This is a genomic window from Aeromonas sp. PI_26 (genome assembly GCF_027854445.1).
GTDB classification, from domain to species: Bacteria; Pseudomonadota; Gammaproteobacteria; order Enterobacterales; family Aeromonadaceae; genus Aeromonas; species Aeromonas veronii.
In genome coordinates this window covers 15416-35883 of the sequence record NZ_JAJNOE010000009.1, presented here as the reverse complement: position 1 = coordinate 35883, position 20468 = coordinate 15416, and the positions used below count along the sequence as shown (strand labels likewise).

The window sequence follows — 20468 nt, the reverse complement described above, 5'->3', positions numbered from 1 at the left end:
AGGACATAATGATTTCACGTATTCTGGGAATTGGCTGCCTTACCAGTATCTGCTTGCCAACAGCATGGGCGGCGGATTGCCCGAACAGGCAACCGGGGCAGCATCTAGAGTTTCTTGGGCGTTCGGCTGACAATTCGGTATCACTATGGCTTTCAAGTCCAGGTTCTGGGGGTAATTTTCGCCTCTCTGCTCCCGGGGTATCTGAAATCGATAGTTGGAATGCAAACCGCGCGTCGTTGCACTTGAGTGTCTCACCTGTAGTACTTGATGACCTTAACGGGACTCACAAACTGGATCTCCTCAATGCGGATGGTTCTTTCAACTGCTTCTTCGATTCGAGAAACCAGAACAATCCTGTATTTCCAAATATTCCCCCGATCGATGGGGGAGACAGTAACGGTGGCACTGGTGGCGGAACCGGCGGTGGGGATGGCAGCAATGGTGGTAGTGGTGGTGGCACCGGTGGTGGGAGTGACCCGATCCGCAATATTGTGACCAGTATCAGTGCAGATGCCTTGATGGGCTATTTGAGCGGCTCCCTCAGTATTTCAGATCGTGTCGTTGTCGGGCTTGACCAATTTGAAGATATTGCCAGTCAAAAGGGGTTGTGGCAGGTATGGACTGATGTACGCCATACCGGAGTCTCCGATGATCGTAACGAGATAGACACATCCGGACATGCCAACAGCTTTTTGATCGGTATACACAGATCCCTTGGTAAAGACGGGCTGGGCGGCATTGCATTTGCCAATAGCAAAACCTCTCTTGGCACGTTTGGCAGTTCGGTACGAAATGAGGGGGACAGCTTCTTTGTTGGGCCATATGGCGGCTATAGGCTAGATACGCACTGGCTGCTGGATGGCTGGGCTGCATGGGGACGAACTGATAACGATACCGAACTCGATGTCCTTAAAGGGAGTTTCAAGACAACGACCGGGTTGATCTCAGCCAACCTGACCGGTGGCTACGACGTTGGTGAATATCTGCTGCGGCCCAAGCTTGCCCTCTTTTACAGTCACAATAAATCCGATGCGTTTGATTACACAGGCTCATTGCCTTATGCAAACCAGATTTATAACGTGACATTGCGGGTTAATGAAAACTCTTTTGAATATGCCACCAGTGAAGCATCAGGGGATATCAGTCGTATTTTCACCACAACCGATGGTGTTCAAATTATACCGGCCCTGCGTCTTGGGGTTCGTTATGATATTGAGCGTCCCAATGATGGTCAGATCCTGAATGAAAATCTGACAATGGAAAGTACGACTCCGTGGAGTGGATCTGCACGGATTGCACTGGCGGTAGCCCCTCAGCGTCATCAGCGTTTTGAAGTTATTACCGGTTATTACAGTATCGGGCGTCAGGAGCTTGACCTCTGGGATATTAGATTTAACGCCGCAGTGAATTTTTAACTTACATAGGGAGATAAAAGTACCGATATCTTGGTCGGCACTTTGATTTAAATTACTTGTATGGAGATGGTATTCACCTGACAGTTGCCAACAAAAGGGAGTGGTCATACGGCTTCATACCGAATAACAAACTGCATCCCTTGTGGTGGTCCGTGAGAGCCTTATTTAGTTGATGGATATATCCACAAATGGGGGTGTCAGGAGTGCCGAATAGCTAGAGACGGATATCCGGATGTAGGGCTGAAAAGGGAAGATGTGTGCGCAGGAACGTCAGCTTTGCGAAATAGCAAAAAGGCACCCGAGGGTGCCTTTTTCACAATCTGAGTGGCTTGCCTATCAGGCAGCGGCTTTCAGCTGTACGGCGGCGGCTTTCTTGTGATCGCCGATCGGCATCACGGTGCGGCCGAACTGCTCGTTGATCACGGTGGCCATGGCCAAGTAGATGGCGCTGGCGCCACAGATGATGCCTTCGAAACCGGCGATGGTGCCGATCAGGGTGCTGCCGGTGAAGTCACGGGCGGCCAGCAGGAAGAACAGCACGGTCAGGGAGGCGAACACGAACTGCTTGGCGCGCGGGTAGTTGATGGTGCCAACCAGCATGAACAGGGTGAACATGCCCCACATCAGCAGATACCAACCCATGTAGGCGTGCGGAGTGGCTTCGGCCAGACCCATGGTCGGCATGATCAGCAGGAACACCAGGCTCAGCCAGAACAGGCCGTAGGAGGTGAACGCGGTCACACCGAAGGTGTTGCCACGCTTGTATTCCATGATGCCAGCGATGATCTGGGCGATGCCGCCGTAGCACAGGCCCATGGCCAGGATCATGGCGCTGATGGGGAAGAAACCTGCGTTATGGATGTTCAGCAGGATGGTGGTCATACCGAAACCCATCAGACCCAGAGGGGCAGGGTTGGCCAATTTTTCGCTCACGTGGCGTTCTCCAAAAATAGAGGTGGGGTTAACAAAAGACGCGCGATTTTAGGCAGGCTGTGGCGCGCCCGCAAGGGGGCAAGGGGGATAAATCGTAAAAAAACTACGTGATTATTTGTATCAGCGGCCAAATGCTCACCAAGACAGGCTGTTTGGTGAGCAAAAGGTGTCAAAATAGTTGAAGGGTTGTATTTTTCTTACGCTTTTGCGCAGTGCGGCGGCCTTACTGATCCAGTGTCAGGATCACTTTGGCTTCCTTGTCCTCTTCCTTGACCTGGCTGTCGAGCACGAACAGCCGCTCCGGGGCGATCCCCTGGCTGTCGACCAGAAACTCCTTGGTATTTTGCGCCCGGCGCATGGCGAGATTGCGCAGGGATTTGGCAGTGATGAGCTGCTGATCCCGCAGCAGGATCACCGCCTGGGCCCTCAGTGCCGCGCTCTCTTCATCCAGATGGAGGCGATCGGCCAGATCTTCCAGATCTTCGCCAAAGCTCTCTTCATAGGCCTGGGCCAGCGCCTCTTGCAGGGCGGGGTCCTGTTCCAGCAGGTCGAGATCCGCCTGATTGCCGGTGAGCTTGGCCAGTACCCGCTCCAGCTTTTGCCGTTGCAGGATGGGGCGCTCCTCGTTGAAGTTGACCTTGCCGCGAATGTTCATGCTGAGCTTGGGTCTATCCTTGAGGGCCTGCGCCAGCTTGACCAGTTTCTCCTGCTGGGTGGGGGTGAGATCGGGATCCCCCGGCAGGAAGGGAAGTTCGTCGAGATCTTCGGTGCCATCGGCCAGCGAGGCGAGCAGGGAGAAGGGGGAGGTGAGCGCCTTGCTCAGGGTGTTGCCCAGCACATCCCAGAAGATATTGCCGATGCTGAAGTCCGGTTGATCGAGATCCCCCTTCACCTTGAGGTTCATCTGTATCACCCCGTTGGCATCGCTTAGCAGGGCGATGGCCAGCCCCAGCGGCAGATCCTTGGCCTGATCGCTCTTGATCTTCTCGCCCAGTTGCAGCTTCTTGATGGTGATGTCGTTATCCCCCTCCAGCCGGTTGCCCTCCAGTTTGTAGTGCAGTTTCATGGAGAGCTGCCCCTTGTCGATGGCATAACCGGCATAGGTGCCCGAATAGGGGGTAAAGGTGGTGAGCTCCAGATTGTGGAAAGCGACCGCGATGTCGAGGATCGGGTTGGCCACCAGCAGGTTGGTACCGCCGCGAATGGTCACCGGTGCATAGCGATCCACCTTGCCGTTGAAGGCGAGATCGGAGCGTTGCCCCGGAATATTGCTGATATGGCGACTTTGGCCGCCCAGCGAGGCGATATCGGCCACAAAATCCTGACTCAGACTGCGGTCGGCAAAGCGCAGGTTGCCCTGCTCGGTGCGCAGCTGATCAATGGTGAAACGAAAGTCGGGAGCCTTGCTGCCTGCCGCCGCTTGAGTACTTTTGGCTGCCGCCGGCTGCGGCAGCAGCAGTTGTTGCAGGTTGGTGGTGCCATCTTCGTTGATCTCGATGCGGGCGAAGGGCTTGTTCAGGGCAATGTCCTTGATCCGCATCTGCTGGCTGATGCCGTCGTACGTCAGACCGGTGAGAGCCAGGGTGTTGAACTCCAGCAGCCGCTGATTGTCTGCCCGATCGACCACCTTGAGCCCGTTGACATCGAGCCCCCCCTGCAGGGTCAGCTTGCTGAGATCTCCCTGGGCGGTGGTGGCGAGATCAAGGCGGGTCTTGCTGCTCAGCAGCCCGTTTTGCACCTTGATGCGTACCAGATCGGCCAGATAGGGCTGTGCCAGCGTCAGGGGTAGCCCCTGCTGGTTGATGTCGCCGCTTAAGGTGAAAGGAGTCAGGGTCAGTTGGCCATCAAAGGCGAGGGGGCCGCTCTGGTTGAACTGGGTGGCCAGAGTCAGTTTGCTCGGTTGCTCCCCCTTGCTGCCCAGTGGCCCCAACGCCAGCTTGAGACCGGAGAGCTGGCGTGCCTGCGGTTTGCCGCTGCTCGATTCGGTGAGAGTGAGATCGCCCTTGTCGATGGTGATCTGCTTGATCTGCCACTGCCAGGGTTTGTCTGCCCCTTGTTTCTTGCCGTTACCGGCTGTTTTTGCTTGTTGTGCCGACTTGGGCGCCGCATTGTTGGCCACCTCGTTTGCGGCGTGGGCCCCTTTGACGGGCTTGGCGGGGGCCTGTTCAATCAGCAAGTCAGCTAGATCCAGCTCCTGCTGTGGGTTGAGGGTGGCCTTGAGCAGGGGTTGTTGCAGGGTCACCTTGCCGATCTGGAGCGACTGTTTCTGGCCATCGACAGACAGCTCGCTAAGGGCCAACTGGCCGAAGCGGGCAAATTCGTCGCCCTTGTGTTTTTTAAGCTGCCAGTTGTCCAGGGTCAGCTTGCCTTTGGACAATTGCCACAGCACTCCTTGCTTGCCCTCTTTAAGCTGGTACTCCACCTCTGCATTGGCGTGGCCCTTGGCCAGATCCAGCTTGAGATAGGGTGCCCAGAGCGGGGCGAAGGGTTTCAGCTCGACCTGCTTGAGGCTCACCTTACCCTGACCCATGCCGCTCATCACATCGAGCTTGCCGTGAGCGGCGAGGCTGCTTTTGCCGTTGATGGCGGCGTTCAGTTGATAGGCGGTCGGATGGTTTGCCTCGGTGCGCAGGTTATCGAGTTTGAGGGTCACTTTTTCCAGATTGAGGGGCGGCAACCAGCCGGGTTCACTCTCCTTGCGCTGATCCTGATAGCGCACATTCCCGTCAGTGACATTGACGCTGGCAATATCGACCAGCAGCGGGGCGCTGGCTGTTTCGGGCTCGGGGGAGGGCGCAGGGGCGAGCAGGGTGGCAAGCGCATCGGTCAGGTTGAGTCGAACATCTCCTTTTTTATCTGTCAGCCGTTGCAGCAGCACCGCGGGTTTGGTCAGGGTGACGGTGGAAAGCACGACCCCTTTCTGCTGCCAGCTGGCTTGCAGGTCGGGGGTGATCAAGAGCTGCTCAAAACGGACGATAGGCTGCTGTTTGGCATCGAGCAGGGCGGTCGCGCCGAGGGTGAGAGATGGGGTGCGGACTCCTACGTCAATCTCCCCCAGCGTCAGTTGCAGGCCATAGTGCTCGGCCAGCCAGCCGGGCAGATAGCGCTGGACTAGACGGGGGGTTTGCCACAGCAGCAGAGTGATCAGGATAAGAAACAGCAGGAAAGCGTAGGCAAGGTAGCGCAGCAAGCGGAGCTTGGGGGACGCGGGCTCGGTGGTGTTCATTTGGTGCACTCCCATTTGGTTCCCGCCATGGTACAGAAAAGCTGGATAGTAATCATGGGGTTGCGTGCTGTTGTACGCCGTACTTTGTCCAAAGGCGATCCAGTTCACCCTTTTGTTGCAGCGCTGCCAGCCACTGTTCCAGCTGGGCAGGGGTAATGGGGGCCTCAGGGTGAAGGATGGCGCGGTGTTGATATCGTTGATCCCATTTCTGCGAGATCAGCAACTGGTCGGCGGTGTCGGGGTGGGAAAGCAGATATTGGTTAAGGTAGGAAACGTTGAGAATGGCTATCTCGCCACGCCCTTTGAGTAGCGCTTGCAAGGCACTGACGTTGTCCTTGACCAGGGTGATATTGAGCTTGCGCTGCAGGTAGAGAGGATCGGCATTGAACTGGCCAACGCCGTAGTGGTAGCCGGTCACCCCGATAAGATGATGCCGAGAGGGGTCATCGAAAAAGCGCTGATCCCGACCCGTTTTGTTCAGGGCCACATAGACCTCGCCACCACCGAGGAAGGGTGCTGTCATTTTGAATTTATCGGTGTCCCAGCCCCACTTGGTGTCTTCAAACAGCATCAGCGAGAAACGGCCCAGATCGAGCGCCTTGTAACGGTTGGCGGCCGAGGTGGGAACAAACACGAATCTTACCTCTTGCTGGATCTCGTTTAGCTTGGCGATGAGGTCCAGCGTCAGCCCTTCATAGCGTGAATCGGAGAGTTTGACCACAAAGGGGGCATAGGGGTATCCGCCAACCTTGATGAAGGGATGGCTCCAGCCAGAGAGGCTGAACAAGAGCAAAAACCAGCACCAATATCTCATGGGATCCCCAGGGCAATAGCTTGCTCCCAGATTCGGTTAATCTGCGCCAGTTTTCAAGCTGTTAAGGGAATTAACACAGCGCTGTTCGGCGGCTTCCAGCTCGGCCATCACCATCTGGATATCCTCCAGTTGTTGGCGCAGTGCGTCGCGCTTTTCATCGATCAGCTGGATCATGGAGTGGAGCTGGGTTTTGCTCGATTTGTCGGTGTCGTACATATCGAACAGCTCGCGGATCTCGGCCAGGCTAAACCCCAGCCGTTTGCCGCGCAGGGTCAATTTGAGCCGGATCTTGTCTCGATGGCTGTAGATGCGGGTTTGCCCCTCCCGTAGCGGGGTGAGCAGCCCCTCATCCTCGTAGTAGCGGATGGTGCGCGGCGTGACATCGAACTCGTGGGCCAGCTCCGAAATGCTGTAGGTGATCTCCTTGCCGGGCAGGGAACGGGACATGATCATGACTCCTGTTGCTGGGCGTGTGGCTGGCAGAGGCGGGCACGCAGCCGTTCGGCATTGGCGTGCAAGGCCTGACCGACCCGCGAGCCGTTGGCGCGGCCGAGCTGCTCGCTCACCCACTGGCCGGTGGCCGCCAGTTTGTCGAGATCCACCCCGGTTGTCATGCCAAGGCCGTGCAGCAGGTAGACCACCTCTTCTGACGCCACATTGCCGGAGGCGCCCGGCGCATAGGGGCAGCCGCCAAGCCCCGCCACCGAGCAGTCGATGGTGCGAATGCCGCGCTCCAGCGCGGGTAGCAGATTGGCCAACCCCTGGCCGTAGGTGTCGTGAAAATGGACCGCGAGTCGACCCGCCGGGATCTCGTGCAGCACCGCATCCAGCATGGGCGCCACCGTGCCCGGAGTGCCGACGCCGATGGTGTCCCCCAGCGAAATTTCGTGGCAACCGAGATCCAGCAGTTGCTCGGCCATGGCAGCGACCCGTTTCGGGCGGGTCGGGCCATCGAACGGGCAGGCGATGACGGTGGAGAGGTAGCCGCGCACCTTGATGCCGAGGCGGCGCGCCTCCTGCACCAGCGGGGCGAAGCGCACCAGCGACTCCTCCACGCTGATGCCGATATTGGCGCGGGTAAAACCGTCGGAGCAGGCGGTGAAGAGGCCAATCTCATCGGCGCGGGCGGCAATGGCTGCCTGCAGGCCTTGCAGATTGGGCACCAGAGCGCCGTAACGGGTTGAGCCCTTGCGCGGCAGTGCCTCGAACAGCGCTGCGGAGTCAGCCATCTGCGGCACTCTTTTGGGCGATACAAAGGCGCCAACCTCGATGCGCAGCAGACCGCTATCGGTAAGGCGCTGGATCAGCTCCAGCCGCTGTACCAGGGAGAGGGGCGCAGCTTCATTTTGCAGGCCATCTCGCGGCCCCATCTCCACCAAACTGACCCTGTCGTCACGGACGTCCTGTGATCGGTTCATGGGTGTTCCTCCTGTGAAGCAGTCTCTTCGGCAAAGCGCACCAGCACGGTTCCCTGGCTTACCTGCTCGCCTTGTTTGCACTGCAGGGCTTCAATTACCCCGTCCCGCTCTGCACGCAACTGGTGTTCCATCTTCATCGCCTCCAGCACCAGCAGGGGTTGCCCCTTGCTGACTGTTTGCCCCTGCTCGATCAGCACGGCTACCACTATGCCGTGCATAGGCGCGATGGCGCCCTGCGCCTTCTCGTTTGCCTGCTCATGGTGGTGGCTGTGCTGCCGATCATCTGCCGCGAAGCGGATGCGCTGGCCCCCCAGGGTCATGATGAAGGTTGCCTCCGAGCCTTCGACCGTCTGAATGGGGATCTGTTGCCAGCAGCCACCCTGCTGCAGCCGGATATTATCGTCACCTCTCTGGTAGCAATGAGTCTCCCCTTGCCACTCAAACTGGCCGCCATGATCGTGAAGGGTCAATACCCGGCGCTCATCACCGATGCGCACCGCCGCTGTCCAGCAGCGATCCGGCCCCAGCCGAAATCCGCAGGCTTGCTGCCAGGGGGAGATGCCCGCAGGGCGGCTCGCCAGCCAGAGGGTGGCCAGCGGCCAGGCGAGTTCAGGAATGGGTTGCGCTGTAGTGGGGATGGGCCACTGGGTATGGTGGCTCATGGCCAGGACGTCAGGCTCTTCACACAGGCGCAGCAAGAGCGCGCCGTTGTGCATCAGCGGGCCGAGATCCAGCGCCGCCAGCGCATCGGCCAGTTTGGCGAACGCCTCGGCGCGACTCTGGCCGTGGGCGATCAGCTTGGCGATCATGGGATCGTAATAGGGGCTCACCTCATCGCCAGCGGTGACGCCGGTGTCGATGCGCACGCCAACGGGCCAGTGGAGCCAGTGGATAGGCCCGCTGGCAGGCAGAAAACCGGCCGCCACATCCTCGGCGTAGAGGCGCGCTTCCACCGCATGGCCGCGCAGCACAACTCCCTCCTGAGTGAGTGGCAGCGGCTTGCCTTCTGCCACGGCCAGTTGCCAGGCCACCAGATCCTGCCCGGTCACCGCTTCGGTGACCGGATGCTCCACCTGCAGCCGGGTGTTCATCTCCATAAAGAAGAACTCATCCTTGCAGAGCAGGAACTCGATGGTGCCAGCCCCCTGATAATGGATGGCCTTGGCTGCGGCCACGGCTGCCTTCCCCATGGCGCGGCGCAGAGCCGGAGGGATGTCGGGGGCGGGCGCCTCTTCGATCACTTTCTGATGGCGTCGCTGCAAGGAGCAGTCCCTGTCTCCCAGATAGATGGCGTTGCCGAGGCTATCGGCAAAGACCTGCACCTCAACATGGCGAGCCTGGGGCAGATAGCGCTCCAGCAGCACCAGATCGTCGCCAAAGGCGGCCTTGGCTTCCCGTTTGACTGCCGCCAGCGACTCATCAAAGTCGGCCAGCTGATCGACCCGGCGCATCCCCTTGCCACCGCCGCCACTGGCTGCTTTGATAAGTAGCGGGAAGCCAATCTGGCTCGCCTGATCGCGCAAGAAGTCCGGTCGCTGATCCGTGCCGTGATAGCCGGGCAGCACAGGTACGCCGGCGGCCTGCATCAGCGCCTTGGCGCCCGATTTGTCGCCCATGGCGAGAATGGCGGCGCCGCTTGGGCCGACAAAGCGCAGGCCGCGCTGTTCGCAGGCGGTGGCAAAGTCGCTGTTTTCCGACAGAAAGCCGTAACCGGGATGGATGGCATCGGCGCGCGCCTCTTTGGCAATCTTCAGCACCTTGCCGGTGTCGAGATAGCTCTCTCTGGCCGGAGCAGGCCCCAGATGCCAGGCCTCATCGGCCAGACGGGTATGCATGGCATGGGCGTCGGCATCGGAGTAGAGGGCGATGGTGTGGATGCCGAGGCGTTTCGCCGTCTTGATGATACGCACGGCAATTTCGCCTCGATTGGCGATCAGCAGGCGTTTAATCTGAGTGTGATGGGTCATGTCTCATCCTTGAAACGGGGACGCCAGGCGGGAGGACGTTTGTCGAAGAAGGCCTGCATCCCCTCCTGTGCTTCGAGACCCACCCGAACCCGGGCGATGGTCTCGACGGTTTTCTCTTCGTGCAGGCGGGAAGGATGGGCCTCTATCGCCGCCAGCAGTCGTTTGGTCTCTTTCATCGCTTCCGGCCCGTTGCGGCACAGACGAAGGGCCTGCGCCCGTCCCTCCGCCAGCAGTTGATCCGGCTTGCAGAGTTGATGTGCCACATTGAGCCGACAGGCGGTGATGGCATCGAACGGCTCGGCACTGAGCATGTAGCGGCGCGCCTGACGCATCCCCATAGTGCGCACCACGTAGGGGCTGATCACCGCAGGCACCAGACCCAGGCTCACCTCTGAGAGGCAAAAGCGGGCATCGTCGCTGGCCAGCACCAGATCGCAGGCACAGATCAGCCCCAGCGCCCCGCCGTAGGCGGCCCCTTGCACCAGCGCCACCGTGGGGAAGGGGAGCTCATCGAGGGTCTGCATCAGCCGCGCCAGTACCCGGGCATCTTCGCGATTGTGCTCGAAATCGGCGTGGGCCAGATTACGCATCCAGTTGAGATCGGCGCCCGCGCAAAAGTGTTTGCCCTCTGCCCGCAGCAGCAGAGCGTGGGGGCGTTCGGCAAGTGAGTGACCATGGAGATGGGCCAGGTCATCGAGGCAGTCGAGCAGCCCCAGCATCAGGTCGGCATCAAAGGCGTTGTGGCGGGCCGGGCGCGACAGCACCAGCTCGGCCAATGGGCCGTGCCGCTCCAGCCGAAACGGGCCCTGTGTTGAAGAGCCAAGTGCTGAGGAAGTAAGTGGATCTGACATCGTTTTGCTCCTTACATCCGGAAGATGCCGTACTGCTCGGGTTCTGCGCGGGCCCCCTGACAGGCGGCGAGCGCCAGCGCCAGCACGGTGCGACTCTGGGCCGGGTCAATGACGCCGTCATCCCAGAGGCGGGCGCTGGCGTAGTAGGGGTGACCCTGTCGCTCATACTGCTCGATCACCGGGGCACGGATGGCGGCCGCCTCCTGCTCGCTCAAATCTTTGCCCTCGGCAGTCAGCTTGTCCCGACGCACCTGCACCAGCACTCCGGCAGCTTGTTCGCCACCCATGACAGAGATGCGGCTGTTGGGCCAGCTAAAGAGAAAATCGGGTTCATAGGCGCGGCCACACATGCCGTAGTTGCCGGCACCAAAGCTGCCGCCGACGATCAGGGTGATCTTTGGCACCCGGCTGCAGGCCACTGCGGTCACCAGCTTGGCGCCGTGCTTGGCGATCCCCTCCTTTTCTGCACTACTCCCCACCATAAAGCCGGTGATGTTCTGCAAAAAGAGCAGCGGGATGGCACGGCGGTTACAGAGTTGGATAAAGTGGGCCCCCTTCTGGGCGCTGTCGCTGTGCAGCACGCCGTTGTTGGCGAGGAGCCCCACCTCCATGCCGCAAATGCGGGCAAAGCCGGTCACCAGAGTGGTGCCGAACAGCGCCTTGAATTCGTCAAAATCAGAGCCATCCACCAGTCGTGCAATCAGTTCGCGGGCATCGTAAGGGCGTTTGAGGCTGGTGCCCACCAGACCGTAGAGCTCCTCGATCGGGTAGCAGGGGGGGTCGTAGTCGGGGCTGCTCTCTATCGGCTCGTTACCCAGATGAGTAACCAGCGTGCGGGCGATGGCCAGCGCATGGGCATCGTCACGGGCCATATGATCAGCAACGCCGGAGTGGGCGCAGTGTACCTCGGCGCCGCCCAGGGCCTCAGCGCTGATCTCCTCGCCAGTGGCGGCCTTGACCAGCGGTGGGCCGGCCAGAAAGATGGTGGCCTGCTCCCTGACCATGATGGATTCATCAGCCATTGCGGGGACGTAGGCGCCGCCTGCAGTACAGAGCCCCATCACCACTGCCAGTTGAGGGATGTTTTGGGCCGACATGCGGGCCTGGTTGTAGAAGATGCGGCCAAAGTGATCCCGGTCGGGGAACACCTCGTCCTGCATCGGCAAGAAGGCGCCGCCGGAATCCACCAGATATAGGCAGGGGAGGCGCAGCCGCTCGGCGATGGCCTGGGCGCGCAGGTGTTTTTTCACCGTGAGCGGGTAGTAGGTGCCGCCTTTCACTGTGGCGTCGTTCACCACCAGCATGCAGAGCCGGCCCGAGACCCGACCGATGCCGGTGATGATACCGGCGGCGGGGACCGGCTCGTCATAGACCTGCCAGCCAGCCAGCGCCGAGAGTTCGAGAAACGGGGAGCCCGGGTCCAGCAGCTGATTGATGCGCTCGCGGGGCAGCAGCTTGCCACGGGCCAGATGGCGGGCGTTGTTGGCCGCGCCGCCCCCTAGCGCGATCTCGGCAATGCGAATATGGAGATCGTCGACTAGCCCCTGCATGGCGGTCCGATTGGCCGCATATTCCGGGCTCGCCGTGTCGAGGCGGGAGTGGATACGACTCATGCATTTTCTCCCATCAGCTCGCGGCCGATGAGCCAGCGGCGGATCTCCGAGGTGCCGGCGCCGATCTCGTAGAGTTTGGCGTCCCGCAGCAGGCGGCCAGTGGGGTATTCGTTGATGTAACCGTTGCCGCCGAGCAGCTGGATAGCGTCGAGGGCCATCTGGGTGGCGTTTTCGGCGGCAAACAGGATGGCTGCGGCGCAATCTTTACGGCTGGTGCGCCCCTGATCGCAGGCGCTCGCCACCGAGTAGACCAGCGCCCGGCTGCTGGCGAAGCGGGTATACATGTCGGCGAGCTTGCCCTGCACCAGCTGGAACTCGCCGATGGCTTGACCAAACTGCTTGCGCTCACGCACATAGGGCAGCACTACATCCATGCAGGCCTGCATGATGCCAAGGGGGCCCGCAGCCAGCACCACCCGCTCGTAATCGAGCCCGCTCATCAGCACCTTGACCCCGCCGTGCAGGGTGCCCAGCAGGTTTTCCTGCGGCACTCGGCAGTTGTCGAACACCAGCTCGCAAGTGCTGGAGCCGCGCATCCCCAGCTTGTCGAGCTTCTGGGCGGTAGAAAAACCGGGAGTGCCGGCTTCAACGATAAAGGCAGAAATTCCTTTGGGGCCCGCACTGGTATCTGTCTTGGCATAGATGACGAAGGTGTCGGCATCGGGTCCGTTGGTGATCCACATCTTGTTGCCGTTGAGCACGAAGTGATCGCCCTCGCGCTCCGCGGTCAGGCGCATGCTGACCACATCTGAACCGGCGCCCGGCTCGCTCATGGCCAGCGCCCCCACATGCTCGCCGCTCACCAGCGGGGGGAGGTAGCGCGCTTTCTGCTCCGCCGTGCCGTGGCGATGGATCTGGTTGATGCAGAGATTGGAGTGGGCGCCGTAGGAGAGGCCGACCGAGGCGCTGGCGCGGCTCACCTGTTCCATCACCAGCACGTGGGCCAGATAGCCGAGGTTCACCCCGTCATACTCCTCCGCCACTGTGATGCCGTGCAGCCCCAGCTCACCCATCCGGGGCCAGAGATCACGGGGGAAGGTGTTGCTCTGATCGATCTCGCTGGCGCGCGGGGCAATCACTTTCTGGCAGAAAGCCGCAACCTGTTCGGCCAGGGCATTCAGGGTCTCATCCATCTGCATCCATGCTCTCCTTGCGGATATGACAGTCGGTTTGGAAGGTTGGTTCGACCGGCTGACTCGGCGTTACGGCTGGCAGTGGTCGGTCCATTTTGTACTTCACTTCTGCCACAAGTTTACGTTAGCGTAAACGTAAATCAATTGTTAATCTATTGTGTGTCGATAAAGCGGTGGTAGTGAAAGAGTCAGCAGCTACCACGACAACAGCGCCATAGTGGCAGATCCGAATGACCAGTGTGTGGGCGCCGCGTCATAAAGCGCTAACGCGGTAAAGTAAGCGCGGGGCAACAAGGGAGCGAGCGACAAGATGGATTTTACCCTGACCGATGATCAACAGGCGTATGTGGAGGCGGCCGCCGCCTTTGCCGATGAGGCGCTCAAACCCCATGCCGCGCGCTGGGACAAGGAGCATGAGTTTCCGATCCCGACCATCAAGCAGGCGGCAGAGCTCGGGTTTTGCGGTCTCTATACGCCGGAGCCGTTTGGCGGATTGGGGCTGCCGCGCCTCGATGCGAGCCTCATCTTCGAACGCCTCGCCATGGGCTGTACCTCGACCACGGCGTATCTGACTATCCACAACATGGTGAGCTGGATGCTGGGCAGCTGGTTGCCCACCGAGGTTGCCAAGGAGTGGGTGCCCAAACTGGCCAGCGGCGAGCTGCTGGGCTCCTATTGCCTCACCGAGCCGGGGGCGGGTTCCGATGCTGCGGCACTCAAGACTCGGGCGGTGCGCGAGGGTGACAGCTACCTCATCGAGGGAACCAAGGTCTTTATCTCGGGAGCAGGCAGCAGCGATGTGCTGGTGGTGATGGCCCGTACCGGTGGTGAAGGTGCGAAGGGGATCTCTGCCTTTATGGTGCCGGCTAATGCCCCCGGCGTGAGCTATGGCAAGGCAGAAGAGAAGATGGGCTGGAACAGCCAGCCGACCCGGGAGGTTGTCTTTAATGGGGTTCGCATTCCTGCCTGCTATCGGTTGGGCGAAGAGGGGGAAGGGTTCAAGTTCGCCATGCAGGCCCTCGATGGTGGGCGCATCAATATTGCCACCTGTTCGGTGGGCACCGCCCAGCAGGCGCTGGACGATGCGATGGCCTATGTGCAGCAGCGCCAGCAATTTGGTCACCCGATCAGCGAATTCCAGAGCGTGCAGTTTCGCCTGGCCGATATGGCGACCGAGCTGGCTGCCGCCCGTTTGTTGGTGCGTCAGGCCGCCGACAAGCTGGATCGCGGGGCACCGGACAAGAGTGCCTGGTGCGCCATGGCCAAGCGTTATGCTACCGATGTGGGTTATCGAATTTGTGATGAGGCTCTGCAACTCTTTGGCGGCTATGGTTATATCCGCGAGTATCCGCTCGAGCGCTATCTGCGCGATACCCGGGTACACCGCATTCTGGAGGGCACCAACGAGGTGATGCGACTCATCATCGCGCGCCGCATGCTGGCCGATCCCGGTTTGTCGCTGGGCTAACCGGTGGTCGCATCAAGGGTGTGTTGCCTGCCACCCGATTGCACCATGCCGGTTTCGGCTTTGTGAGCCAGCCACAGGTTGGTGTCACTCAAGCCTGTCATCATGGCGGCAGCTTCATCGACAAGGACAATGTTATGACAAGGATCAGACTCGAATATCATGGCCACGTGGCCTATATCACCCTCGACCATCCCCCTGCCAACACCTGGACCCTCGCCAGCCTGCAGGCCTTTTTGCAGATGATGGTGGAGCTCGACAGTCGTCCCGATGTGGTGGCACTGGTGATCCGTGGTGCGGGCGACAAATTTTTCTGCGCCGGTGCCGACCTCAATATGTTTGTCGAGGGGAATGTCGAGCTGGCCCGCGAAGTAGCCGAGGCCTTTGGTAAGGCCTTCGAGGCGCTGGCCCGTTTTCATGGCGTCAGTATCGCCGCCATCAATGGTTATGCCATGGGCGGCGGCCTGGAAGTGGCGCTGGCCTGTGATATCCGTATCGCCGAGCAGCAGGCGTTGCTGGGACTGCCGGAAGCCTCGGTGGGCTTGCTTCCCTGTGCCGGTGGCACCCAGCGCCTGACCGAGCTGGTGGGGCCGGGCTGGGCCAAGCGGATGATCCTCTGCGGTGAGAAGGTGAGTGCCTCGCTGGCCTACGAGATGGGGCTGGTGGAGGAGGTGGTGAAAACCGGTCAGGCGTGGGAGGCGGCGCACCAGATGGCCCATCTGGTGGAGCGCCAGAGCCCGATCGCCCTGCGCGCCTGCAAAACCCTGATCAATCAGGGCCGCAGTGGTCCGCGGGATGCCGCCTTGCCCCTTGAGCGGTCGCTGTTTCTCGATCTCTTTAGCGATGCCAATCAGCGTGAAGGGGTGGCCGCCTTCCTGGAGAAACGCTTACCGCGCTGGCAATATGGCCCAACAAAATAAATCCATACGGAGCCGTTTATGAGTGAGCCGGTCAAGGTTAGCTGTTATCCCACCGAAGATGGTCATCAGATCGGGGTGTTGACCCTCGACAGCCCGGCGTCTCTCAACGCATTGAGCCTGCCGATGATCCAGATCCTGCAACAGACGCTGACCCGTTGGGAGCAGGATCCCGCCATCGTCTGTGTGCTGTTGCAGGGGGCGGGTGAGAAGGCATTTTGTGCCGGTGGCGATATCCGCTCCTTCTATTACCGCAAACAGGAGGCAAGCGGATCGGAACTGTTCGAATATGCCCGCGACTTTTTCGAGCAGGAGTACCGGCTCGACCACCACATCCACTCTTACCGCAAGCCCCTGATCTGCGTGGCGGACGGTATCTGCATGGGGGGCGGCATTGGCCTGTTTGCCGGAGCCGATTTTCGGGTGGTGACCGAAAGAAGCCTGTTCGCCATGCCGGAGGTGACCATCGGCCTCTACCCCGACGTGGGGGCAAGCTGGTTTTTAAGCCGGATGCCGGGGCGACTCGGGCTCTGGCTCGGTCTGACTGGCGCCCGCTTCAACGGGAGTGATGCCATCGGTCTTGGGCTGGCGGATCACGCCATCGCCAGTGGCGAGCGCAGTGCGCTGCTGTCACACCTCGCCGTACTCGACTGGACTGGCAGTGGTGATCCCCGTGAGCAGATCGATCTGCTGTTCAGAGGGTTACATGGTGAGGTGGCGGCCCGCTTGCCTGCGTCTGTGCTGTTACCCCATCAACAGAGGATCGATACCCTGCTGGCGGGGCGCACGTTGCAAGGGGTATTGGCGCGGCTGTTCGATGCCCAGTTCGATGAACATGAAGCTGTGCTCCAGCAGGCGCAGCAGATTTGCCGCACCGGCAGCCCCATCAGCCGCGCCATTTTGTGGCGCCAATATTGGCAGGCTCGCCGCAACTCCCTGGCCGAAGTATTTGCCGAGGAGCTGACCCTCTCGGTCAACTGCGTGCTGAAGGGGGATTTTGTGGAAGGGGTACGGGCACTGCTGATCGACAAGGATAAAGATCCCCGCTGGCAACAGTGGCCACCGGAGGGGAAGTGGCTGGACGAGTTCTATCGCTGGCCGCAGGGGCGCAATCCGTTGGCCTGCAAGGAATAACATCTTGGCAACCGGCGGACGCCGCCATCAGCAACGCAAGGAGCAAGCGGGATGACAAGGATCGGGTTTATCGGGCTCGGCAACATGGGGGGGCCCATGGCGGCAAATCTGGCCAGGGCCGGGCACAGGGTGCAGGTGTTTGATCTGGTTGCCCAAAACATTGAGCGCGCCATCGCCGCTGGCTGCATCGCCACGGGGGATGCCCGTGAGGCGGTGACTGGCTGCGAGGTGGTGATCAGCATGTTGCCTGCGGGGGAACATGTTCGCGACCTTTGGTTGTCTGAGGGGCAGGATCTGCTGGCAGCCCTGCCGGTTGGTGCACTGGTGATCGACTGCTCCACTATCGATGTCGACTCTGCCCGTCAGGTCGGGGAGGCGGCCCGCGCACGCGGTTTGCGCTTTATTGATGCCCCTGTCTCGGGCGGTGTCGCCGGTGCGGCCGCCGGGACGCTCACCTTTATCGTTGGCGGCGCCGCGGCAGATTTCGAGGCGGCAAAACCCTTGCTCGCCTGCATGGGGCAGAACCTGTTTCACGCCGGGACGCTGGGCGCCGGGCAGATCGCCAAGATGTGCAACAACATGCTGCTTGCGATCCATATGGCGGGCACTGCCGAGGCGCTGGCCCTCGGGGTGAAGGAGGGGCTGGATCCCGCCGTGCTCTCCACCATCATGGGCAAGAGCTCCGGCAACAACTGGAGTCTGGAGCGCTACAACCCCTGGCCCGGGGTGATGGAGAATGTCCCTGCCGCCCGCAACTATCAGGGGGGCTTTATGACCCGCCTGATGGTGAAAGATTTGGGGCTGGCCATGGCGCTGGCCGAGCATGGCCACAGTACGGTGCCCATGGGGGCGCTCGCACGTAACCTGTTCAACCTGCATGCCGCCCAGGGGCAGGGGAGCCGCGATTTCTCCAGCATCGTCGAACTCTATCTGGATAAACAGGATCCCGCCTGACGGGCACCTCTCTTCAAGGCATCTCCCCTCGACCAGCTACAAGGAGCATTGATGGATATCAAAGATAAGGTCATCGTTATTACCGGTGCCGGACGTGGCTTGGGACGGGCCATTGCGCTGGCCCTGAGCGCACAGGGGGCGACGCTGGCGCTGCTCGACATCAATCGCGCCGATCTGGAGGCGACCGCAGCCCTGGTGCGCAGTCAGAATGATCAGTGCGATCAAGATAGCCAGTGCGAGCTGTTTGTCTGCAATGTGGCGAGCGAAGCCGAGGTTGAGTCGATTTTTGCTGGCATCAAGGAGCGTTTTGGCGTGCTGCACGGTCTTATCAACTGCGCCGGTATTTTGCGCGATGGCATGCTGATCAAGGTGAAAGAGGGTGAGCTGGTGGAGAAGATGACGCTGGCCCAGTGGCAGAGCGTGATTGACGTCAACCTCACCGGTACCTTCCTCTGCGGGCGCGAAGGGGCGGCGCTGATGGCGCAAGGGGGGCAGGGGGGCGTTATCATCAACATCTCTTCCATCGCCCGCGCCGGCAATATTGGCCAGAGCAACTATGCCGCCAGCAAGGCAGGGGTTGCCTCGCTGGTGGTGACCTGGGCGCGGGAGTTGGCGCGCCATGGCATTCGGGTGATGGGGATTGCCCCCGGGGTGTTTGCCACCGACATGACGGCGGCGATGAAGCCGGAGGCGATGGCGCGGATGCAGCAGGCTATTCCGGTCGGCACCCTTGGCGAGGCGCAGCAGCTGGCCGAGACGGTGAGCTTTATTTTTGCCAACGACTATCTGTCGGGAAGGATGATAGAACTGGATGGCGGTTTGCGTTTATAGGGATTTACATAATGGGCCCCGGTGTTTCCACCGGGGCTTTTTTATGCAGATTATTTATACAGAGAGTGCCTGAATGGCGATGCATAGGAACCATGCGAGTCAGGTTGTGTTGGCAGAAAAATGAGAAATATCAATGGGTCTTGGTTAATTTGAGCCAGCTCACAGGCCATATGGGTCAGTGCTGTAAAATTGCGCGCGGTCAAGGCGGTGCATGATTGACGGGACGAGGGATTGCGGTCGGAATAGTCATGCAATATAGTTGCCGCCTTTTTCACGGGGTCAGGATTCCCAGCCCCTCCCATATTGCGCGCAGTATGAATACGGACGCTCTGCCGCCGCCTAAATAAACAGGATTGAAATGGACAAGAAACTAGGGCTGGGCGCCCTCATTTCGCTGGTGATCGGCTCCATGGTCGGCGCCGGGGTCTTCAGTCTGCCACAAAACATTGCTGCGCATGCCAGTGCCGGGGCGGTCGCCCTGGGTTGGGCCATCACCGGTCTTGGCATGATCTGTCTCGCGCTGGTCTATCAGAACCTCTCCATGCGCCGCCCTGATCTCGATGGCGGTATCTTCAGCTATGCCAAGGCCGGTTTCGGCGATTTCATCGGTTTCAACGCCGCCTGGGGTTACTGGCTCTGCCAACTGCTGGCCAACGTCTCCTACGCCATCGTAGTGTTTAGCGCCCTGAGCTACTTCTTCGATACGCCTGACAACGTCATCTTCGGTGACGGCAATACGCCGGTGGCCATCACGCTGGCCTCCATCCTGATCTGGTCGGTGCATGCGCTGGTGCTGCGCGGGGTACAGGTTGCTGCACTGGTGAATATCGTCACTACCATCGCCAAGATGGTGCCGCTCATCGTCTTCTGTGTTGCGATCCTGCTGGCCTTCAACATGGATACCTTCACTCTGGATATCTGGGGCCAGAACAACATGGAGCTGGGCTCCGTGATGGATCAGGTCAAGTCCACCATGAAGGTGACCCTCTGGGTCTTTATCGGGATTGAAGGGGCCGTGGTGGTCTCTGCCCGTGCCCGTCATCGCAAGGATGTGGGCCGCGCGACCGTGCTGGCGCTGCTCGGCGCCCTGACACTCTATGTGATGGTGACCCTGTTCTCGCTAGGTGTCATGAGCCAGCCGCAACTGGCGGCGCTCAAGAACCCTTCGACCGCCATGATCCTCGAAGCCGTGGTCGGCCCCTGGGGCGCCTGGCTTATCAACATCGGTCTGGTGGTGTCGGTGATGGGTGCTCTGCTCAGCTGGACCGTGCTGGCCGCTGAAGTGCCCTACATCGCAGGCAAGACCGGCGTCTTCCCGGGCTGGTTTGCCAAGGAGAACAAGAACGGCTCGCCGCAGGTGTCGCTCTGGTGCTCCACCTGTCTGGTGCAGATCTTCCTGATCATCATCTACTTCCAGAGCAGCACCTATCTGGCGCTGGTCAACATCGCAACCTCGGCGGCGCTGGTGCCCTACGTTTTCTCCGGTGCCTATGGCCTGAAGCTGGCATTGAAAGGGGAGACCTATCAGGGGCAACCCCATCAGCGCAAGCGTGACCTGCTGCTGGCCCTGGTGGCGACGGTTTACGGCTGCTGGCTGGTCTACGCTGCCGGTGTGGAGTACCTGTTGCTGGTGGCGCTGCTCTATAGTCCGGGCATCTTCATCTACTGGAAGGCGCGTCAGCATCACGGTCTGCGCGGCCTTAACCGATTGGAGCAGGGAATGACGGCGGCCCTGCTTGGCTGTGCCGTGCTGGCCTTCTACAAGGTGATGGACGGTACCATTCCACTGCACTAACC

At 60.4% G+C, this 20468-nt stretch carries 16 protein-coding genes; 7 read left to right on the top strand and 9 right to left on the bottom strand.

The annotated features are described in order from the left end of the window. Positions 1–8 precede the first annotated feature (8 nt). Positions 9–1415: an autotransporter outer membrane beta-barrel domain-containing protein gene (locus LRL22_RS11355; protein WP_270905419.1), complete on the top strand. Its 1407-nt coding sequence runs from the start codon at positions 9–11 to the stop codon at positions 1413–1415. Between the two features lie 336 nt (positions 1416–1751). Here LRL22_RS11355 and LRL22_RS11350 read toward each other — a convergent pair whose 3' ends face one another. The 9 genes from LRL22_RS11350 to LRL22_RS11310 all read right to left on the bottom strand — a co-directional run bounded on the left by LRL22_RS11350 (position 1752) and on the right by LRL22_RS11310 (position 13376). Then, on the bottom strand, positions 1752–2348 hold the full coding sequence (locus tag LRL22_RS11350) for an acetate uptake transporter (RefSeq protein ID WP_005336948.1): 597 nt from the start codon (positions 2346–2348) through the stop codon (positions 1752–1754). A 223-nt stretch (positions 2349–2571) separates the two neighbouring features. Next, positions 2572–5574 carry a DUF748 domain-containing protein gene (locus LRL22_RS11345; protein WP_270905418.1) on the bottom strand — a complete coding sequence of 1001 codons (3003 nt, stop codon included), beginning with the start codon at positions 5572–5574 and terminating at the stop codon, positions 2572–2574. 52 nt (positions 5575–5626) lie between these two features. Next, a complete protein-coding gene (locus LRL22_RS11340) occupies positions 5627–6388 on the bottom strand; it encodes a substrate-binding periplasmic protein (protein ID WP_139748172.1) in 762 nt (253 codons plus the stop codon). A 36-nt stretch (positions 6389–6424) separates the two neighbouring features. After that, positions 6425–6835 carry a MerR family transcriptional regulator gene (locus LRL22_RS11335; protein WP_047436889.1) on the bottom strand — a complete coding sequence of 137 codons (411 nt, stop codon included), beginning with the start codon at positions 6833–6835 and terminating at the stop codon, positions 6425–6427. Positions 6836–6837: 2 nt separating this feature from the next. After that, positions 6838–7806, bottom strand: coding sequence for a hydroxymethylglutaryl-CoA lyase (locus LRL22_RS11330; protein ID WP_270905417.1), 969 nt, complete (start codon positions 7804–7806; stop codon positions 6838–6840). Continuing rightward, entirely contained in the window at positions 7803–9773 is a 1971-nt protein-coding gene (locus LRL22_RS11325) for an acetyl/propionyl/methylcrotonyl-CoA carboxylase subunit alpha (protein WP_270905416.1), read from the bottom strand. The genes LRL22_RS11330 and LRL22_RS11325 overlap by 4 nt, the downstream gene beginning before the upstream one ends. After that, positions 9770–10624 carry an enoyl-CoA hydratase-related protein gene (locus tag LRL22_RS11320; RefSeq protein WP_270905415.1) on the bottom strand — a complete coding sequence of 285 codons (855 nt, stop codon included), beginning with the start codon at positions 10622–10624 and terminating at the stop codon, positions 9770–9772. Before LRL22_RS11320 ends, LRL22_RS11325 begins: the two co-directional genes overlap by 4 nt. 11 nt (positions 10625–10635) lie before the next feature. Further along, entirely contained in the window at positions 10636–12237 is a 1602-nt protein-coding gene (locus tag LRL22_RS11315; RefSeq protein WP_270905414.1) for a carboxyl transferase domain-containing protein, read from the bottom strand. Then, positions 12234–13376, bottom strand: coding sequence for an isovaleryl-CoA dehydrogenase (locus LRL22_RS11310; RefSeq protein WP_270905413.1), 1143 nt, complete (start codon positions 13374–13376; stop codon positions 12234–12236). Before LRL22_RS11310 ends, LRL22_RS11315 begins: the two co-directional genes overlap by 4 nt. A 304-nt stretch (positions 13377–13680) precedes the next feature. On the opposite strand from LRL22_RS11310, the gene LRL22_RS11305 reads away from it, so the two are divergent. From LRL22_RS11305 to arcD, 6 genes are all read left to right on the top strand, one after another. Continuing rightward, positions 13681–14838 carry an acyl-CoA dehydrogenase family protein gene (locus tag LRL22_RS11305; RefSeq protein ID WP_270905412.1) on the top strand — a complete coding sequence of 386 codons (1158 nt, stop codon included), beginning with the start codon at positions 13681–13683 and terminating at the stop codon, positions 14836–14838. 134 nt (positions 14839–14972) lie between these two features. Continuing rightward, positions 14973–15755 (top strand): enoyl-CoA hydratase, encoded by a 783-nt coding sequence (locus tag LRL22_RS11300; protein ID WP_227273800.1) that lies wholly within the window; start codon positions 14973–14975, stop codon positions 15753–15755. Between the two features lie 18 nt (positions 15756–15773). Beyond that, entirely contained in the window at positions 15774–16886 is a 1113-nt protein-coding gene (locus LRL22_RS11295) for an enoyl-CoA hydratase/isomerase family protein (protein ID WP_259583463.1), read from the top strand. A 51-nt stretch (positions 16887–16937) separates the two neighbouring features. Beyond that, positions 16938–17840: a 3-hydroxyisobutyrate dehydrogenase gene (gene mmsB, locus LRL22_RS11290; protein ID WP_270905411.1), complete on the top strand. Its 903-nt coding sequence runs from the start codon at positions 16938–16940 to the stop codon at positions 17838–17840. A gap of 51 nt (positions 17841–17891) precedes the next feature. Next, on the top strand, positions 17892–18671 hold the full coding sequence (locus tag LRL22_RS11285) for an SDR family oxidoreductase (protein WP_227273797.1): 780 nt from the start codon (positions 17892–17894) through the stop codon (positions 18669–18671). A 358-nt stretch (positions 18672–19029) separates the two neighbouring features. Beyond that, positions 19030–20466, top strand: coding sequence for an arginine-ornithine antiporter (arcD, locus tag LRL22_RS11280; protein WP_005336921.1), 1437 nt, complete (start codon positions 19030–19032; stop codon positions 20464–20466). The last annotated feature ends 2 nt before the right edge of the window (positions 20467–20468 follow it).